General features: G+C 57.8%; 13 protein-coding genes. 10 read left to right on the forward strand and 3 right to left on the reverse strand.

Annotation, left to right across the window (positions count from 1 at the left end; translation table 11 throughout):
• Positions 1 to 891 precede the first annotated feature (891 nt).
• The gene (locus ACIQT2_RS22275) at positions 892 to 1029 is read left to right on the forward strand and encodes a hypothetical protein (RefSeq protein ID WP_402951006.1); all 138 of its coding nucleotides are present in this window, start codon (positions 892 to 894) and stop codon (positions 1027 to 1029) included.
• Positions 1030 to 1198: 169 nt separating this feature from the next.
• Here the strand turns inward: ACIQT2_RS22275 and ACIQT2_RS22280 are convergent, their stop codons facing one another.
• Positions 1199 to 1918, reverse strand: coding sequence for a DUF2511 domain-containing protein (locus ACIQT2_RS22280; RefSeq protein ID WP_402951009.1), 720 nt, complete (start codon positions 1916 to 1918; stop codon positions 1199 to 1201).
• A 119-nt stretch (positions 1919 to 2037) separates the two neighbouring features.
• On the opposite strand from ACIQT2_RS22280, the gene ACIQT2_RS22285 reads away from it, so the two are divergent.
• The gene (locus ACIQT2_RS22285) at positions 2038 to 2871 is read left to right on the forward strand and encodes a hypothetical protein (protein ID WP_402951011.1); all 834 of its coding nucleotides are present in this window, start codon (positions 2038 to 2040) and stop codon (positions 2869 to 2871) included.
• On the opposite strand, the gene ACIQT2_RS22290 is transcribed toward ACIQT2_RS22285, so the two are convergent.
• Entirely contained in the window at positions 2820 to 3476 is a 657-nt protein-coding gene (locus tag ACIQT2_RS22290) for a hypothetical protein (RefSeq protein WP_402951014.1), read from the reverse strand. The two genes, ACIQT2_RS22285 and ACIQT2_RS22290, sit on opposite strands and share 52 nt — an antisense overlap.
• 234 nt (positions 3477 to 3710) lie before the next feature.
• On the reverse strand, positions 3711 to 5159 hold the full coding sequence (locus tag ACIQT2_RS22295; RefSeq protein WP_402951017.1) for a hypothetical protein: 1449 nt from the start codon (positions 5157 to 5159) through the stop codon (positions 3711 to 3713).
• A 266-nt stretch (positions 5160 to 5425) separates the two neighbouring features.
• On the opposite strand from ACIQT2_RS22295, the gene ACIQT2_RS22300 reads away from it, so the two are divergent.
• From ACIQT2_RS22300 to ACIQT2_RS22335, 8 genes are all read left to right on the forward strand, one after another.
• The gene (locus ACIQT2_RS22300) at positions 5426 to 5866 is read left to right on the forward strand and encodes a hypothetical protein (RefSeq protein WP_402951020.1); all 441 of its coding nucleotides are present in this window, start codon (positions 5426 to 5428) and stop codon (positions 5864 to 5866) included.
• A 187-nt stretch (positions 5867 to 6053) separates the two neighbouring features.
• Positions 6054 to 8021: an N-6 DNA methylase gene (locus ACIQT2_RS22305; RefSeq protein WP_402951023.1), complete on the forward strand. Its 1968-nt coding sequence runs from the start codon at positions 6054 to 6056 to the stop codon at positions 8019 to 8021.
• Positions 8022 to 8065: 44 nt separating this feature from the next.
• Positions 8066 to 9208, forward strand: coding sequence for a hypothetical protein (locus ACIQT2_RS22310; protein WP_402951026.1), 1143 nt, complete (start codon positions 8066 to 8068; stop codon positions 9206 to 9208).
• Positions 9205 to 12336, forward strand: coding sequence for a type I restriction endonuclease subunit R (locus ACIQT2_RS22315; protein ID WP_402951029.1), 3132 nt, complete (start codon positions 9205 to 9207; stop codon positions 12334 to 12336). The genes ACIQT2_RS22310 and ACIQT2_RS22315 overlap by 4 nt, the downstream gene beginning before the upstream one ends.
• On the forward strand, positions 12333 to 12542 hold the full coding sequence (locus tag ACIQT2_RS22320) for a helix-turn-helix transcriptional regulator (RefSeq protein WP_402951031.1): 210 nt from the start codon (positions 12333 to 12335) through the stop codon (positions 12540 to 12542). The genes ACIQT2_RS22315 and ACIQT2_RS22320 overlap by 4 nt, the downstream gene beginning before the upstream one ends.
• A gap of 125 nt (positions 12543 to 12667) precedes the next feature.
• Positions 12668 to 13945 carry an N-6 DNA methylase gene (locus ACIQT2_RS22325; RefSeq protein ID WP_402951034.1) on the forward strand — a complete coding sequence of 426 codons (1278 nt, stop codon included), beginning with the start codon at positions 12668 to 12670 and terminating at the stop codon, positions 13943 to 13945.
• Between the two features lie 392 nt (positions 13946 to 14337).
• Positions 14338 to 15123 carry a hypothetical protein gene (locus ACIQT2_RS22330; RefSeq protein WP_402951037.1) on the forward strand — a complete coding sequence of 262 codons (786 nt, stop codon included), beginning with the start codon at positions 14338 to 14340 and terminating at the stop codon, positions 15121 to 15123.
• Entirely contained in the window at positions 15111 to 16037 is a 927-nt protein-coding gene (locus tag ACIQT2_RS22335; protein WP_402951040.1) for a hypothetical protein, read from the forward strand. The genes ACIQT2_RS22330 and ACIQT2_RS22335 overlap by 13 nt, the downstream gene beginning before the upstream one ends.
• Positions 16038 to 16399 lie beyond the last annotated feature (362 nt).

Below are 16399 nucleotides of genomic sequence, written 5' to 3' on the forward strand. Positions count from 1 at the left end.
GCGATCGCAGGAGCGACCCTTGAGGCCGGAGCGGCGGCCACGGTAACCTGCGCGGCCGCGTGGCACAACAGCCGTTGACAACAATAGGAGCATCAATGTCCACACCTTCTGCCCTGGACTGGCCCGTACAGCCGCCGGACTGGCTCGGATTCCGCATGTTTCCGCGGGATCCCAGCAATGACAAGGCCGGGAATCGCGTTCGAGTCCCACCTCGGGCACGGCATAACCCCTCGTCAGAGGGGTTTTTGCTTTTAAGTGTGGACAAATGTTGACAAGTTCCTCTGCCTCGTTGTCCCGGATGGTGCCTGGCCGCCGGGTGCGGCCTGTTCAGTTTGGGTGGGGGAGTGGGGTCAGCGTCCTGGCGTGTGGGCGCTCCGCTGGCTCTGGGCTGGGGTCATTGGGGTCCTTCTTCGGTTCTGTCCGGTAGGTCTGGAGTGGCCTACACATGTTCATGGGCGGGGGGATTAGGTACGACATGACTTCGGGAGATTTCTGTTTCGTCGGCTTGAGCCATCGGATCTTCCTCCCCTCGCGGCATCGAAGAGTCGCTTTGTCAGGCCAACGTGGGTGTGTACAGTGTGCACACTTAAGTCTGTTTTGTTCCTGACCATGGTCTGCTCTCTTTCTTGCCGTCACGTGTTCATTCCGCCCGCCGGATTCGACGACATGACCAACCGAAAACCCTGTTGCTGCGCCGGCCCGACGTATCTCTCGGTGAGCAGGTGCATTCTAGGGACGAGGGGCGGCAGGGCTGCGCTCTCTCGAGTCCGCGGACTGTCAGGATGAGGTCTATGATCTCGGATGTCTGTCGTCAGATAAAGGCTCTACGGGCTATAGCCTGACACCTGACCTCGCAGGCTCTGACGGCAGCAGCACAGATCAATTGCTGACATGCTTGCCACCTTCTCCGAAACGTACGAACGGGGGGTGTTCTTCGACGATGCCGAGGGTTTCCTGGACATGGATTTCGATGTGTTTTGGGAATTGGCCAGAGAGCTCAACCCGGAAGCCGGTTACTGGAAGTTGTAGAGATGACGTCCAACCAGATAGCCGTCCGTTCGCTGATGAGCATCTGATCGATGGCCCCCATCGGCTGTACTTTTCCGTGTTCGCGCCTTGGGAGCGCTGTCCATTTCGCGTCTTCCCGTGATATTTCGGAACAAGCGGTGCGGGGCGCCTGAAGGGCCCCTTCCACTCGTCATCCGCAAAGCTTGAGAGCCGCGTCTATTACTTGAGAGAGGTCGATTTTGAGCCCGGAAACGTCAGGATTGGCGGCCCAGATTGGATCGATACCCGGGTAGCTGCCATGATCTTTGGCTGTTCCGTTGGCTGCATAGGTCCTCCCGTCCGGTGCTGTGACGGTTGCTACTTGCAGGTTACGGCCGGCGACTTTGATTTTTTCGCAGTGCGCGATGACGTAGGGAACCGTCAACGGCCACTCATCACCAAAGGATGTGCTGATGAGTAGGCCAGGATCCTTGGCGAGGTCAGCCGGGACATCGACCTTGGCCGGTTGTTGTGGTCCGGCCGCAACGTAGTTCGCGCATAGTCCGGACTGTGGTTTGCCGACGGTTTCTGCGGGGAAAGTGACCACGACATAGCCGGCGTTACCGCCTTTGTTGTCGATGCCACCTCCTGGCCGCCAGGTCCGGTCGACGCAGACTTCCGAGTCGTTGACGACTGTGCCTTTGAAGGTCATTCCCTTCCAGATCGGCGCGTCCGGGAGTTCGCTCGCTGCAGCCGCTTCGGCTTTGGTCACCCGTTCGGCATCGGTCAGTGTCACGGTCGGCGAAGCAGACTGTGAAGACGGAGCGGACGAATCGTTATTCGTAGGAGGTGGAGTTGCAGGCGCGGCGCAGGCCGTCAGGACCATGAGCACGGCCACGTAACTCAATGATGGTGAGTGTGTTTTCCCCATGGCGACAGCTTATGGATAACCCGTGCCTTTCCGGGGGCACCGCGAGCCGGTATTTTGGCGGTACGGCGTTGCGCCGGATGGACGACAGATCTCGTTTCACCTGCTGGTAGGTTCGGCTCATGACTGCAGAAGGCGCTGCACTGCCACCTGGATGGCGGTTGGCCACATCGGCACGAAGCAAGATGCCGCCGGGTTGGTCAACCAAGGGATTTACGGACGATCTTTTCTGGCCGGGTGATGATGTCCTTGCTTCGGCAGAGACAGCTGTTCTGCCGCCCGGGTGCGAAGACAGCGTTTGGATTCTCCACAACCAGTATGTGTGTCCAGCCGGTGTTGATCCTGGCTCTCTGGCGTGGGAGGAAAACCCTTACATCTACACTGTTGCTCCGCCGGTCGAATTCATCAGGTTTCGCTGGAGCGAGGTAGCTCGGATCAAGGGCGTTCCGTTGCGCGGAGCGTTCTGGGACGGACTGGAGGTTCCGCCCTGTTTCCGCTGGGAGGCGTTCCTTGGGTGGGACGAGGCAGCGCTCGTCCTGCCTGGTGCCTCGTTCGTGTATCAACCCAAAGGTGCGACCATCGGCCAGTTGGAGTTCGAAGAGCTTCTGCCCGTCTTGCAGGCTGCCGCCACATCGAACCGCCTGGAGGCAGTGTTCAGTGCTGTCGGCCGGGCCGAAGAGGACGACATCGCTGGTCAGGTGACCGGCGCCGACGGCTACCTGCATCGACGGGTCATCTCATTCAGGACCGATGACTTGCTGCCTGCACTGATGCGACGCGACCCTCCCTTCGAAACACCTGAGTTCTGGTGGCCTGAGGACCGATCATGGCTTGTGTGGACGGACTGGGATCTGCTGGGGTCCAAGGTCTTCGGCAGCAAGGAACTGATCGAGGCCCTGAGGCGTCATCCGGGACTTGAGACGTTGGACTGGTTTCCTACGAGGGCTACTTCCTGAAGGGCTGCTTCATCCTGGTGTGTTTTGCCCGATCCCTGTGCCTTCGAGGGGAGAGACATTTGACGACGTCGCGGTTTCCCGGTTTCCCGGCCGGCGCGTGAAGACCAGCTTGTCAACCTGATCGGGTCGCCGAGCCAGATGACCAGCCTTCGGTCCTTTCCGCGGCCTTCGGTGAACAATTCAAACCCGAATGCACCGGCGGGAGACTTTGGGCTCATGTGAACTGTCAACTCCCATGGTGTTCCCACGCTCTTTGCGACTTTCCATTCACCGGAATAGGAGAGCCTCGCAGTCCAGTCGAGATTCTTCGACGAGGGCCAGTCTGCGAACACTCCGCCCGGAGCGTCCGTCCAGTCAAAGGTCCCATTGTCCCGGAAGACGAGGTCAGTGGTGTCGTCCTTATGTCGGCTGCGCCAGGTGCCGATGACCATGGAGGCCTCCAGCTCTTCCGGCGGCTGGATCGTCGGGAGGTAAAGAGCACAGCCGCCCACCGGAATAACCGCTGCCAGTGCGCCAAACGTCTTCAGGGCCACCCGCCGGGGGATCGTCGGATTAGCCGGCTGTGTTCCAAGGCCGGGGTAGTTCTTCCGCGGTGAAGTGTCCACATGCGCACCCTACCCGGGAATGTCGGACTTCCCTCACGGACGGGCACGACAGTCATCCCGGAACGGGTGACTGTCGAAAATTCCCGTGTCGAGGGCCGCAGCGTTGCGGCAGCTGGTTCCGAGCCCGTGAGGCCAACCCTACTCAGCCTGTCGTTGGAGCTGATTTGGCGTTGCGGGGGAACGACGTAGGTACCGTAGTAGCTAACCTCGGAAAAGGGTCGTTGTTGGGCCGCCCTATGGAGACCTGTCGTCCAGCGCAGCATTCCAGATCGCGTCCTCGTGTTCCTGGATGTGCAACCGAAGGCCCCATGACACAGAGCGGTTTGGCTGTGCTTCTGCTGGTTCCCCTTCTTTCGTCACCGCAATCAACTCTGCAGGGTTCAGGAACTCATCTGTTATCCGGAGATCAGTTACCGACCGGATCAACTTGTCGACCGCAACTGTGAAGTACACCTGCGTGGGAGCGACATCAAAAGGGTAGGTGCCCTGTTCCTGGCACAGCGTCCGGATGAGGTTCATTTGCTTCCGGTTCGGATGGAAGGTCTCCGGTGATGTGCCGTCCTTCTGTTTCCATTGCAGGGCCATGAAGGCGGCAGTGTATTCACGGAGCTCTGCCGGTCCCTGCAGCAACTCAGGTGAGACCAGTACGCCGAGGGTTCTGTCTTCCGGACCACCTTCGAAGGGCGACTGGATCGACGGTAGTGCCAGGACGCCGTCCTCTGCCAGGCCTTCGCTGAGTGACGCCGTGGCCGGGTAGCTGCTGTAGCGTTGCACGCTGGCTTCGAACGCTTTCACGGCAGCGTCGAAAGGAGTTTCGGCTTTGAAGGGCACGAAGCCCGTCATCGGAAAGACTGCATCCGGAGGTGGGTTCCGTGAACCCAGCGGATACAGCGCGTTGCCTTCCGCCGGTTCCTCGACAGGGCCTCGATCTACGTCATCGTAGCCGGCCCGGGCCTCGGCCAGGGTGTACTTGTCACCGGGCGGAGGATTGTCCGGGTCCATGAGGATCTCCAGCATGATTCCCCGGCCCTTGGGAACGTAGAAATCTTCTTCAAACGGATCAAGTTCCAGATTGCGGCAGATCTCGACCAGAGTCTCATGCGGAAAACAGTCCACCGCCCTCGGGGACAGGTACTGTTCTGTGTTCTCAAAATCGTATGGTTCACCGTTTTCGGCGAACTTCCACGGCTCGGAGTTGTACAGGCTCAGGAACCGCCGCAGACCGTTCTGGTCATAAACCGTCAGGTCACGGCCGCCCCATCGTCCGCGCGCTGGTCCTTCAGGCATGCGTTTGATGTTCTTGGGCTCGTCGGTGACGCCGATGGTGGTGACACCGTGGGAAAGAGGCAGCTCCTTGAGTGGAAACCGCAGGTTTGGATCATCACGCGTGTTATGAAAGACGGCCGTCCACTCGGGATTCCGGGTCTCAACGAGCAGCCACCGCATGCCGTACCCCAGGGGCAGCAGCTTCTCCAACAGTTCAGGGAGTGTGCCAGTGTGTGCCGTGACGCCGATGCCCACCTCCGACTGGTACGGGCTGCTTTGTAGCCACTCGCGCCATGCCACAGCAGCCTTATTCAAGGGCTGTTTGAGGTAGCCGATGGTGGTCGTCACGGGCGCCCACTGTCCACCCAAAAGCAGTTTGGCTGCCAACTTCTGGGCGGGACTCTGGCGTGGAGGCATTCTCTGGACTCCTGTGGTTCTTCTGGTTCATCGGGCATCGAGGTCGAGCTTGAAATTAAACGCCAGCCCTGGCTCCTGTATAGCCTCGCACGAAGCCCCGACAGAGATGGCCGAGGGCTGCGATTCTATTTCTGTGTCAGTGGGCAATCGACTATGGCCCGCTGCAAAAGCATGCAAGAAGGTGCACGTGAACTTGGTACTATCGCCGTTGGTGCGGTGAATCCATTCATCGCCCGGCCAAGAGACCAATTGGAGTGAAGCCCCCTGTGACTGAGAACGACCTGCCACCGGATCCTGTCCAGGACAGCCGGGTGCGTCAGGCGCGGGTGCTCGCCCGGAAGATTAATCTTCTCCTGGACATCATCATGGATGAGTCCGGCCAGCCATACGATTATCCGACGCTGAGCGCCAAGGCCGAGCATCTCACTGGCTACAACATCTCCCGTACGCGTTGGTCGCTGCTGAAGAACGGCAAGATGCAGGTCGTTCCCGATGATGCTCTTCGTGCCATTGCTGCGGTGTTCGATATCGACGCCGAGTACCTGCTGCAGGAAGACGGCAAGATACCCGAGCGCGTCGAAGCGGAGCTCGAACTGGTCCGCAGCATGCGGTGGGTCGGCGTGCTGAACTTCGCAGCCCGGACTCTGGGACCTGTGGATCCGGAGGCCTTCAGGGCGATCGCGAAGATCCTTGATGAAGGTGTGTAGCAAGAGTGCCGGGTGAACCGTTCTGCGTGTTGAGTGTTTTAAAAAAAGATGAGGCCGGCTGGACGAGCAGCCCGCGCGATGTAGATGTCCTGGCATGCCGTCGCCCCGGCTGTGTCTCCGACACGTGCCAGGGTTAAGTCCGTCATGCCGGGCTCCATGTAAAGTTCTTGATACATCGGAACCGCAAGTGAGTCAGGAAAAAAGAAGCATGCCAGACGCGACGGCAACGTCCACGAGTACGACCGCCCGCATCGTATGGGAAACAGCGGACAAGTATCTGCGCAACATAGTCGACGAGGAAGACTACGGCGACTACATACTTCCCTTTACAGTTCTCCGCCGCCTCGAGTGCATGCTGGCGGACTCCAAGGGAGAGGTCAGGAAGTTCGTCGCGTCGCTTGGCGCACTTCCACCCCATTTCATTGAGATCGCGGTGAAGGACAAGTTTAAGCTGAGCTTCTACAACACTTCGCCACTTGACCTTTCTACTATCGCGTCGGTGGACGACAACGTCGAGAAGTCTCTGGAAGCCTACGTTGCCGGTTTCTCAGGCAACATCGCCGACATCTGGGTCTCCTTTGATTTTGCCCGGCGCTCCAAAGTCCTCGCCGAGGCAAACCGTTTGCACGCCGTCATCAAGCACTTTTCGACCTTGGACCTCACTCCCGGCAAACTCAAGAACACCGCGATGGGTGATGTTTTCGAAGATGTCATGTACCGCGCCTTCAATAAGAAGGGAAAAGCTGCCGGTAACTTTTACACTCCACGCGACGCCATCAAGCTAATGGTCGACATCCTGATTGCAAACGACGACGAGACGCTTGCCGGAGATAGCACAGCGCGTTCGATCTATGATCCCACCGCGGGATCCGGCGGCATGCTGCTCATTGCTCAGGACGCGCTTAGGCGCCTGAACGATCGGATCGACGTAACTCTCTACGGTCAGGAACTTATGCCGTCGGCATTTGCCCTCGGCAAGGCCGACTTGCTAATTCAGGGCGGGCGTCCGGATGCTATAAAGCAGGGCAACACTCTCCTTGTGGATCTTCATAAGGAACAAACCTTCGATTACGTGCTATCCAATCCTCCGTTCGGAACAGATTGGGCCGTGGACCAAGCGAAAGTTAGTGAACAGGCGAAGGTGCCCGGATCACGCTTCAGTCACGGGCTGCCGAGTACCGCAGATGGGCAGATGCTATTCCTTGCACACTGTGCCTCAAAACTCAGTCCTGGAGCAAAGAACGGCCAGGGAGGTCGGGCAGCTGTGGTCTCAAACGCCTCGCCTCTATTCAGCAGCGACAAGGGCCCGAACGGAATTCGTCAGTGGTTACTTGAGGAGGATCTCATCGACGCAATCGTCGCCCTGCCGAACAGCATGTTCTACGGAACAGGCATCGCGACCTACGTTTGGATTCTGGATACCAACAAGGCACCTGAGCGAAAGAATAAGATCCAATTAATTGACGGCTCTCGCCATTGGGAATCTCTACGTAAGCCCATGGGTGAGAAGCGTCGCAAGATGACCAAGCCTAAGCGCAACGTAGTGCTCGAGGCATACAAGGCGTTCGAAAACGCTGACCCGTCGATGTCCCGCGTGATGGTTCCTGAAGACTTCATGTTCCGGGACGTGCCTGTTTACAAACAGGCTCGTCTTGCGACTCGTTTCAGCGAGGAATCCGTTGAATTGCTCCGCCGCAGGCGGGACTTCACTGATGAGCACGTTGGTGTGTTGAAATTGCTGGATGGTACGCCGTGGAATGACCTGCCGAAGTTGTTCCCAGAGGCCGCGAGGGAAGCCGGTCTGAATGCTCCGACAGGTCTGATTGACGCGGTCATGCGAGCGATGGCTGCCCCGGAGGACACTGCACCCTTGGCCTTCGACCGGAAGGGCAACGCCGTGATGGACGATGAGTGGAAAGGCGTCGAAAGGGTTGCTCTTAGTGAGGATGTCGATGATCACTTGCGGCGCGAAGTTTGTTCCTTCGTCCCGGACGCGTGCTGGGACTTAAGCAAGGCTAAGCAGGGTAACGAGATTCCGTTTACGCGCATTTTCCACGTTGCCAACGAGCCACGTCCACTGGCCGAAATTGACTCTGATGTAAAGAAGCTCATGGGTGAATTGGCCGAGATGTTCTTGGCGGTGAGCGAGGAATGAGGGTCGCTCCCATCGGGGTTCTGGCCGAGGTAACCCTGGGAAAGATGCTTCAACCCGTCCAAAAGTCAGTTGGAGATAAGGCTTTGCCCTATCTCCGGGCTGCTCATATTCAGCCGAATGGACGGCTCGATCTCGCTGTAGAAGGCAACGAGATGTGGTTTACCGAACGTGAGCAATCGCTGCTGGACCTTTGCGCCGGCGATGTGGTCGTCGTCGAGGGAGGAGCAGTTGGAAGGAGCGCGTTCCTGAGGGAGGACATTCCCGGCTGGGGTTTTCAGAATGCAGTTCTTCGCTTGAGGCCGAGAGCCGGTGTGGACGGGAGGTACATCGATTACTGCCTGCAATCAGCGGTTAACAGCGGTGCCGTCGAGGCAGTGTGCACTCCAGTTTCAATCGCTCATTTCACTGCTGAGAAGGTCGCTCGATTCCGTATTCCCTTCCACGGTGAGGTGGCGCAGCGCACCATTGCCGACTATCTCGACCGTGAGACAGTTGTGATTGATGTCATGATCGCGAAGTTGGAAGAGCTGTCTGAAAAGCTCAAGATACGACGCTCAACAACGGCTTCGTCGCTGCATACGATGGGATTTGGTCCCGTCAGGCTGCAGTGGCTCATGTCTGAGGTCGACGAACGCGCTGGGGATAGTCTTCGCGATCTTCCATTGCTCTCAGTTTCCATTCATCACGGTGTTCAACTACGCGAAGAGTCAACATCTCGACAACAGGCAAGTGTTGACCTTTCAAGATATAAGGTCGTCCGCGCCGGAGAAATCGTCCTTAATAGGATGCGCGCCTTTCAGGGTGGCTTGGGGAAAGCCAGTGTCGATGGTTTGGTGAGCCCTGACTATGCCGTTCTCCGACCCCATTCCCAACTCGTCCCGGACTGGGCTGAACACGTCATGCGATCTTCCGAGTTTGTCCGATCCATGTCCCAGTGGCTGCGAGGTATCGGTGCAGCAGACCAGAGCAAGGTTCGGACCCCGCGTATTAACGTTCGAGATCTATTGGGACTCTCAATTCCACTCCCGTCGACTGAGGAGCAACGCAACATTGTTGGCAGTTTGGATGAAATGACCGCCAAGCTTGACGCCATGCTTGGGAAGGTCGCCGATCTGAAGTCACTTCTCTTCGAACGGCGCGCGGCACTCATAACTGACGTCGTGACAGGTAAGAAGGAAGTTGCATGAGCCACGCCCAATTACTGGAGCTGGAGTTTGAAACCAACCTCTGCATAGAACTCGCTGAGCGGGGTTGGCTCTACGAGAGCGACGGCAAGCCTGGTGACTGGGATGTCGCATTGGCGATGGTTCCGCGGGACGTCCTGCACTGGCTCAGCACCCATTACCCGGACGAGTACGAGAAGGCTGTCCCTGGGGATCTTGTAGGTGTCCAAAAGACGGATGCTGAGCAGAAGCTGCTGCAGCACGTCACCAAGGAACTGGCCAAGACAACAAAAATGGATCCGACCACGGGCCATCCGGTTGGTGGTCTGCTCGGTGTGTTGCGGAAGGGCTTCTCCTACGCTCAGGTCGGCAGACCAGCGGCGAAGTTTGGGCCAATGATGGCGTTCCCGCCTGCGAACCCTAATCTGACCGAGGTGGTCGAAGCAGCCGCGTCGGCGCGCCTGCGAATTCTCCGACAGGTTCGCTTCGACACCACGAGCAACGAGAGGATCGACGTCGTGCTCACGGCCAACGGGCTCCCTGTCGCGACGCTGGAACTGAAGACCGACAATACCCAGACGGTCAACCACGCAATCCGCCAGTACAAGGAAGACCGCAAACCCGGGAAGAACCGACCGCTGCTTGCGCCCGGCCGTGCACTGGTGCATTTTGCCGTGTCGAACGACTTGGTCTATATGAGCACCAAGCTCCAAGGCGGGGACACTGTATTCCTGCCGTTCAACCAGGGCAACGACGGGCACGAAGGAAATCCACCATCGGTTACAGGCTCGTCGACTAATTATCTTTGGCGCGAAATCCTGGCCCGCCCGATGTTCATGCGCATCCTTAAGGATTTCGCCCTCTTTGAGCCAGGTAAGTCCGGCAAGAAGGATGAGGGACGACTGGTCTTCCCCCGGTTCCACCAACTGCGGGCCGTCGAGCGCGTCGTCGCCGACATCGAGGCCAAGGGTACCGGCCAGCGATACCTCATCTGGCACTCGGCCGGCTCGGGCAAGACGAAGACCATCGCCTGGCTCAGCCATCGCTTGATCCGACACATGAGCGCAGACTCGAAGTCGACCTTCGATTCCGTCATCGTCGTAACGGACCGCACCGTCCTTGACGAAAACATCCGCGACGATATGAATCTCGTGCAGTCGAGCCAGGGCCTCGTGGTCACTGTGGGCGAAAAGTCCGGTACGAAGTCACCGCACCTGAAAAAGGCGCTTCTCGACGGCGATCACATCATCACCTGCACCCTTCAGACTTTTCCAGAAGTCATGAAGCTGATCGAAGACACTCAGGAATTGCGTGGCAGGCATTGGGCAGTAGTCGCTGACGAGGCCCACTCGTCGCAATCTGGAGCTGCTGCACGTCAGCTCAAGGAATTACTCGCAGACGTCGAACTCGAAATCAGCGAGGACGAGGATAACATAAGCGCAGACGATCTGCTGCTCGCCAAGGATTCGGCGATCGCGGCCTCGAGCAACATCACTTTCATTGCGTTCACAGCGACGCCGAAAGCAAAGACGTTGCGGCTGTTCGGCACCGAGCGGGACGGTCGCTGGGAGGCTTTCGACACTTACACCATGGCTCAGGCGATCGAGGAAGGGTTCATCCTCGACGTGCTGTCCAATTACTCCACTTACGACATGTTCCTTCGTGTCAAAAAAACGCTTGAGGGTGGTGAATCCTCCGAGAACGAGATCCAGGTCAATACAGGCGAGGCAGTAACCAGCATCGTTCGTTATGCACTCCTACATCACACCTCGATCGCGCAAAAAGTTCGCGTCGTGGTCGAGCACTTCCGCCGAAACGTGATGCAGATGCTAGGTGGTGAGGCTAAAGCGATGGTCGTTACCAGCTCCCGCATCGAGGCTCTCAGCTGGTCGAGAAAGATGGACGCCTACATAGCGTCGGAGGGATATACCGACATGAGCACACTGGTGGCGTACTCCGGTTCTCTTCTGGACGAGGACGGCGAAACCGTTACAGAAGTTTCTGTAAATGGACGTAGCGATGTCAGCACGGCTTTCCGCGAGGAAAGCGTCTACAAAGTACTCATCGTCGCGAACAAGTTCCAGACAGGCTTCGACGAGCCGCGACTCACCGCCATGTACGTGGACAAGAAGCTCTCCGGTGTTGCAACAGTGCAAACGCTGTCTCGGCTGAACCGAATCTATCCCGGTAAGACTGCTCCGATGGTCGTCGACTTTCGCAACACCCCGGCGAGTGTTCAGGCGGACTTCAAGCTGTACTACTCCGACGCCTACGTTGAGGGCGATGTCGACCCCAACGCTCTAATCACAATCGGCGAACGTCTCGACACGGCAGGGCTTTACTCCCACGACGAAATGAATGCGGTCGCCGACGCCTTTTTGACCGACGCCGGCGGCGAAGCCATCGCCAAGGCGCTTTCGCCTATCAAGAATCGCTGGAGCGGTCAGTGGCGGCAGGCGAAGCTCTCTAAGGACAAGGTTCAGAAAGAGGTCCTAACCGGGTTCCGAAAGGATGTGCTGAGTTATCGTAACGCCTGGCAATTCCTTAGCCAGATAGTTGACTACCAAGATCCCGAACTGCATCGCCGCGCAATCTTGGCGACGCTTTTGGGGCGCAACCTCCACATGGATGGCAACGACTACGACGACAGCTATCTCGATGGGGTGCAACTCTCGGGTGTAAAGCTCGTGCCATCGGCAATCAACGAGGACCACTCTTTGAGCGAAGGGAGTATCGAAGGTATCAAGCTGCCGGAGTTTGACGGACAGCAAAAGGCAGGAACGGCACCGCAGCGTGGTCCACTCGATGAGGCCATCGACAAGGTCAACGAGATGTTCAAGGTTAAGGGCATCGATGTTAGCCCGGAGAGCGTTTCGGGCTTCATCACTACATTTTGGGGTTTCCTTGATGCAAATGAGGAAGCGATTGCCATGGCAAGAAACAACACCGTCGCACAGCTCAAGGCTTCGGACGGCTTCAGTGAGGCGGTTGGACTTGCAATGCTGAAGACGGTCAACGAGTCCCAAGAGATCCAGTCCTATATGGCTGACCCTGCCTTCCTGGGCCAGATTGCTGAGATCGCTGCCGAGGCTCTCTATCAGCAGCACCGCGCGGCTGATCCGGAAGGCAAGCCGGAGGCTTCGAAGCCATGAGCCACACAGCCTCGGTGCCCTTTGGGGACACCATTCGGGAAGCTCGAAAAAAGCACGGTTGGTCGCAAGCGGAGCTCGGCGAGAAAGCCGGGGTCTCCCGTCCGACGATCGCCCGGGTCGAGGCGAACCATGACGTCACAACAGCCACTATCACGAAAATTGCACAGGTCTTGGGGCTCACCTTGGAATTAAATAGCAGGGAATGAGTTCGCTGGACATTCTTGTTCCGCACAAGGCCAAGGCACCAAGATCCAGACATGACATGATTCTTGCTTCACGTGAGATTGTCATGCTATATTTCTTGGTTGCCTAATCGACAAAAGGAGATTTTGTGCCGAACGAACAGCAACGAATTCGTGAGATCGCGGACCAGTTGCATGAACTTGGCTATCCCATCGTGGAGACGGAATTTCGTTTACCGGATAACATGCGTGCCCAAGCTGATGTTGTTGCTTGGGCGTCCGACGACATGGGCGAGTTGGTTCCATGCCTGGCCATCGAAATAAAGCGCGGACAGCGACCTGAAACTGCGTTGCCTCAGCTCGCGCGGGTTCGGTCCTCGCTTGGCACAACCGAACACTACGTCGTTACGGACGATGGATGGTTTCAGGCCGGACAAGGGCTTCGGACACTGCAGCCGGTGGTGGGCCCTCCGAGCGCACGCGGACTCCCGCGCGGAACGCTAAAGTCAATTAAGTTGGCGACCAAGATGATGTCGCGGCGCGTTTGGGCCCTATCCGATCGAAGCAGGAACAGACACTCGCGTTCCTCTACTCTGGATGCCTTCGTCGAAGGAACCTCAGGAAGCGCGGACGGGACTCAGATCCAGCTCACCAATGGTGAACTCGTCACTGTGGATCCTGATGTCCTGTGGCATGCCAGACGAGCCGTCCTCACGGAATTGGCAGAGCGAGACTCGGCGGTGGGACCATTGGTGAGCCCGAAGGCGGTCTCCACGGCCATTGGATCGCTCGTCGGTGATCGGCTCAACGGCAAGATAGTGGATCCGTTCTGTGGTTCAGGTTCATTCCTCTGGTCATTGCAGGAGCGTGCGGCCAGGGAAGGCTGTTCCACCGAGACGGTTGGACGAGACATAGATCCGCACGTCCTACGTGCTGCTTCCCTTATCGGCCAAAGCGCGCCGAGACGCGTCACCTTTCAACAGGGCGACGCCTTCTCCGAAGATCTGCCGGAAGCGGACGTCATCGTGACGGCACCCCCAATGGGTCTTAGCCTGTCCCATCCTTACGAGCTAGCAAACGGTGACAGGACCAAGCAAGTCGATGTTGCCGCCATCGATGCCAGCCTGCGTGCCTTGAAGCCAGGTGGACGAGCAGTATTCCAGCTTGCTCCGGGCATAACATTCCAAAAGGCAACGGCCTCGTACAGGAAATACCTGGCAAATGAGTACCGGGTAGCCGCACTCATCGGCTGCCCGTCGGGATCGGTATTTGCTTCATCGATCCAATCTGTTTTGCTGGTTGTCGACAAGATGCCGGCTGGCGAGACTTTTGTCGCCCAACTGGCCGAAGATTGGGAAACGCAGCTCGCCCCGGACGGACCGGTCATGCTGGAGGCTCTCGCATATATTGATGGCAAGCAGGTCTGATGAGGCAAGACACGCATCAGTCAATACTTGTCGACGTACGCAACGAGCCTGACTGGAATCCCAGGCGGCTATTGGTCAGGTCATTCCGCTGGCCTTCCCCGTGGCCCTGTATTCGGCTGGCAGAAGCCGCGTCCAGGGTCGAGCCACATCTATTCGTGGAGCACGGGCCACAAGTAATAGTTCCGGACGGCCTCGACCGGGCATACGGAGGTATCCGTCGTCGTTCGACGCAGTTTCAGGGCGCGGGCTACCTAGTGGGCGGTGACGTGGGGAATCTGCGAGAGTGTGATGTCCTCGTCCCTGCGCGTAGCGACCTGCCGGCACTCATGGTTCACTCGGGTCTTTCCGGTGCGATTGTGTCGGGAGGATTTTCCGCATATCGATTTCGAAACATGGCCGAGGCCTACTGGGCCTGGGGCGTGGTGAATTCGGACGCGGGTCTCAGGTTCCGTCGTGCGTTCTTGCTTGACTCTCTGTCGGCTAATGTGGCCCGCTTGGATGATGTCGCGATCCCCTGGCCGGATCTCCAAACACTTGATCGCTTGGTGAACACTTTGTTCGAGCTGGAATCAGGGACGCGTGCGAATGAGGAGGAAGCCATCGGCACATGGTGGTCCAGCGCCGACCTCCGCATTGTCGATTGGAAGGTTGCATTGTCGATGCCTAACCCTTCTGAATTTCAAACTGGGATAACCCTGGCTGAACTGGCTACGGAAATAAGGTCAGGAAGGTCCTTTGACCGGGGCCTGGCCCTGACGACACCCACTGACAACGCACTTCCTGTTGTGACCGGTGGATCGCTTTCTGGTCGCCCCATCACCCGATGGATGCCTGAGGCGCCCGGATCAACTACAGCAGAAGTTGGTGATCTTCTGCTCGCTGCAGTCGGGAAACGGGCAAATGCGAGGATTGCCCGGCAGCGTTCTATCCTAGATTCCGGAGTGTATCGAGTGCGCATAGCGGAACCCCGATTGACGGAGGCTGTAGCAGGCTTCCTGAATGGACAAGAAGGATACGGAGTCCGAAACAGCTTAGTTTCAGGAAGCGTTATTCCACGGATCAATCTCAGGGACCTGAAACAGATACGAATTCCGGAGTCAGTCCTGACCTCTGACTCACCTCCCGGGCCGCTTCAACCGCTTGCTGAACGCCTGGAGCACCTGTTATGGGCCAACTGAAAAGCAGGTTTGTCCCACTGGTTTTTGCGGAGCTCTATAAGCTGCTTGCGAGCGAGAAGTCTTACGCGACCGCCTTAGAGGACCACCTGGATTTCGTGCATCTTCCACTCGAATGGCTGGATGAGGCCTCAGAAGCATATGAAACAAAATGGAAATCTGATCTTGGGTTCGTGACCCCGGATTCAATCCAAGATGTCGCTTTGTCAGACCAGCACACGGAGTTTGCTACGTGGCTGCTGTCTGGGCTGCGCCTGATCAAGAGTTGTGGTGAACTCTCTGAAAAACTTGAAACTGCGATTTTGGAGCGTGCTCTCAATGAGATTGAGGGCATGCTTTTGCCTCTTCCGCCAGCCCTCAGTCCTACGATCATCGGGTGGACTCTTGGTAGCGTGATCGGCCGAGGAGGGAATGATCTGCCCGTGGTTCCTGCGATCTGGCCACAGGATGCGAATGTTCGGCTGGCATTCGAGGGCCTGATAGAGCACGTTTTGGCGCTTCAGGAGATGCAAGAGCCATGGCCGGAAATGATGCAGACTGCGATGTATTGGCGAGGGTCCGGCTTGGCTGAGGCACTCCGGCCAGAGGCCGGCAGGGGCGGTCTTGCACTCGAGCGCCTAAGAATTGGGGCTCTCTCGACCATGGCTGAGGCACAACGTCACGAAGTCGGCAGGCACCTCGATGACTTCAATGATCGACGCAACGCCCTGTCACATATCACTGACGATCGCAGCAGATTGAGTTTTGTCGACGTTATAGGGGAGTTGCAGCCAGCATCGAGTGTCAGTTTGACGATGCGCGCTATGACGCAGTTCGTGTTCCACGACTTGTCAGCTTCAGTGCGAGAAAAACGACCGAAAGTCGTTCGACAGGGGGCCTGGGAGTCGATGAAACAAGAGGTTGAGGTCTGGGACTGACTCCTTGGGATGCTAACGATGGGAGCACGGCCATTGAGTTGCTCGCGACTCATCCGTGCAGGGGGCAGAGCCTGTTCAATGTCTGATCATCGCTTCCTCTGCCATAGTCGATGCAAAGGTGCATCAAATTATGGACCTGCATCCAGTAGCGGAGGACCTGCCCGCACTTTGGAAACTCGCGCCATCGCTACATGCGGGTGGCCGAGAACCCGCGGGCAGCGCAGTTCAACGGACTTTCTGCGGCGACAACTCGGAGTTCGGTAGCAGCGGTTGGCCCTCATGAGTAGTGGGCGGAATCGAGCCTGATACGGCGCACTGTCAATGGTGATTCTCGCACTATGGGGAGTCGCGGTACGTCGGCC

The sequence above is a fragment of the Paenarthrobacter sp. NPDC090522 genome, assembly GCF_044769225.1.
Taxonomy (GTDB): Bacteria; Actinomycetota; Actinomycetes; order Actinomycetales; family Micrococcaceae; genus Arthrobacter.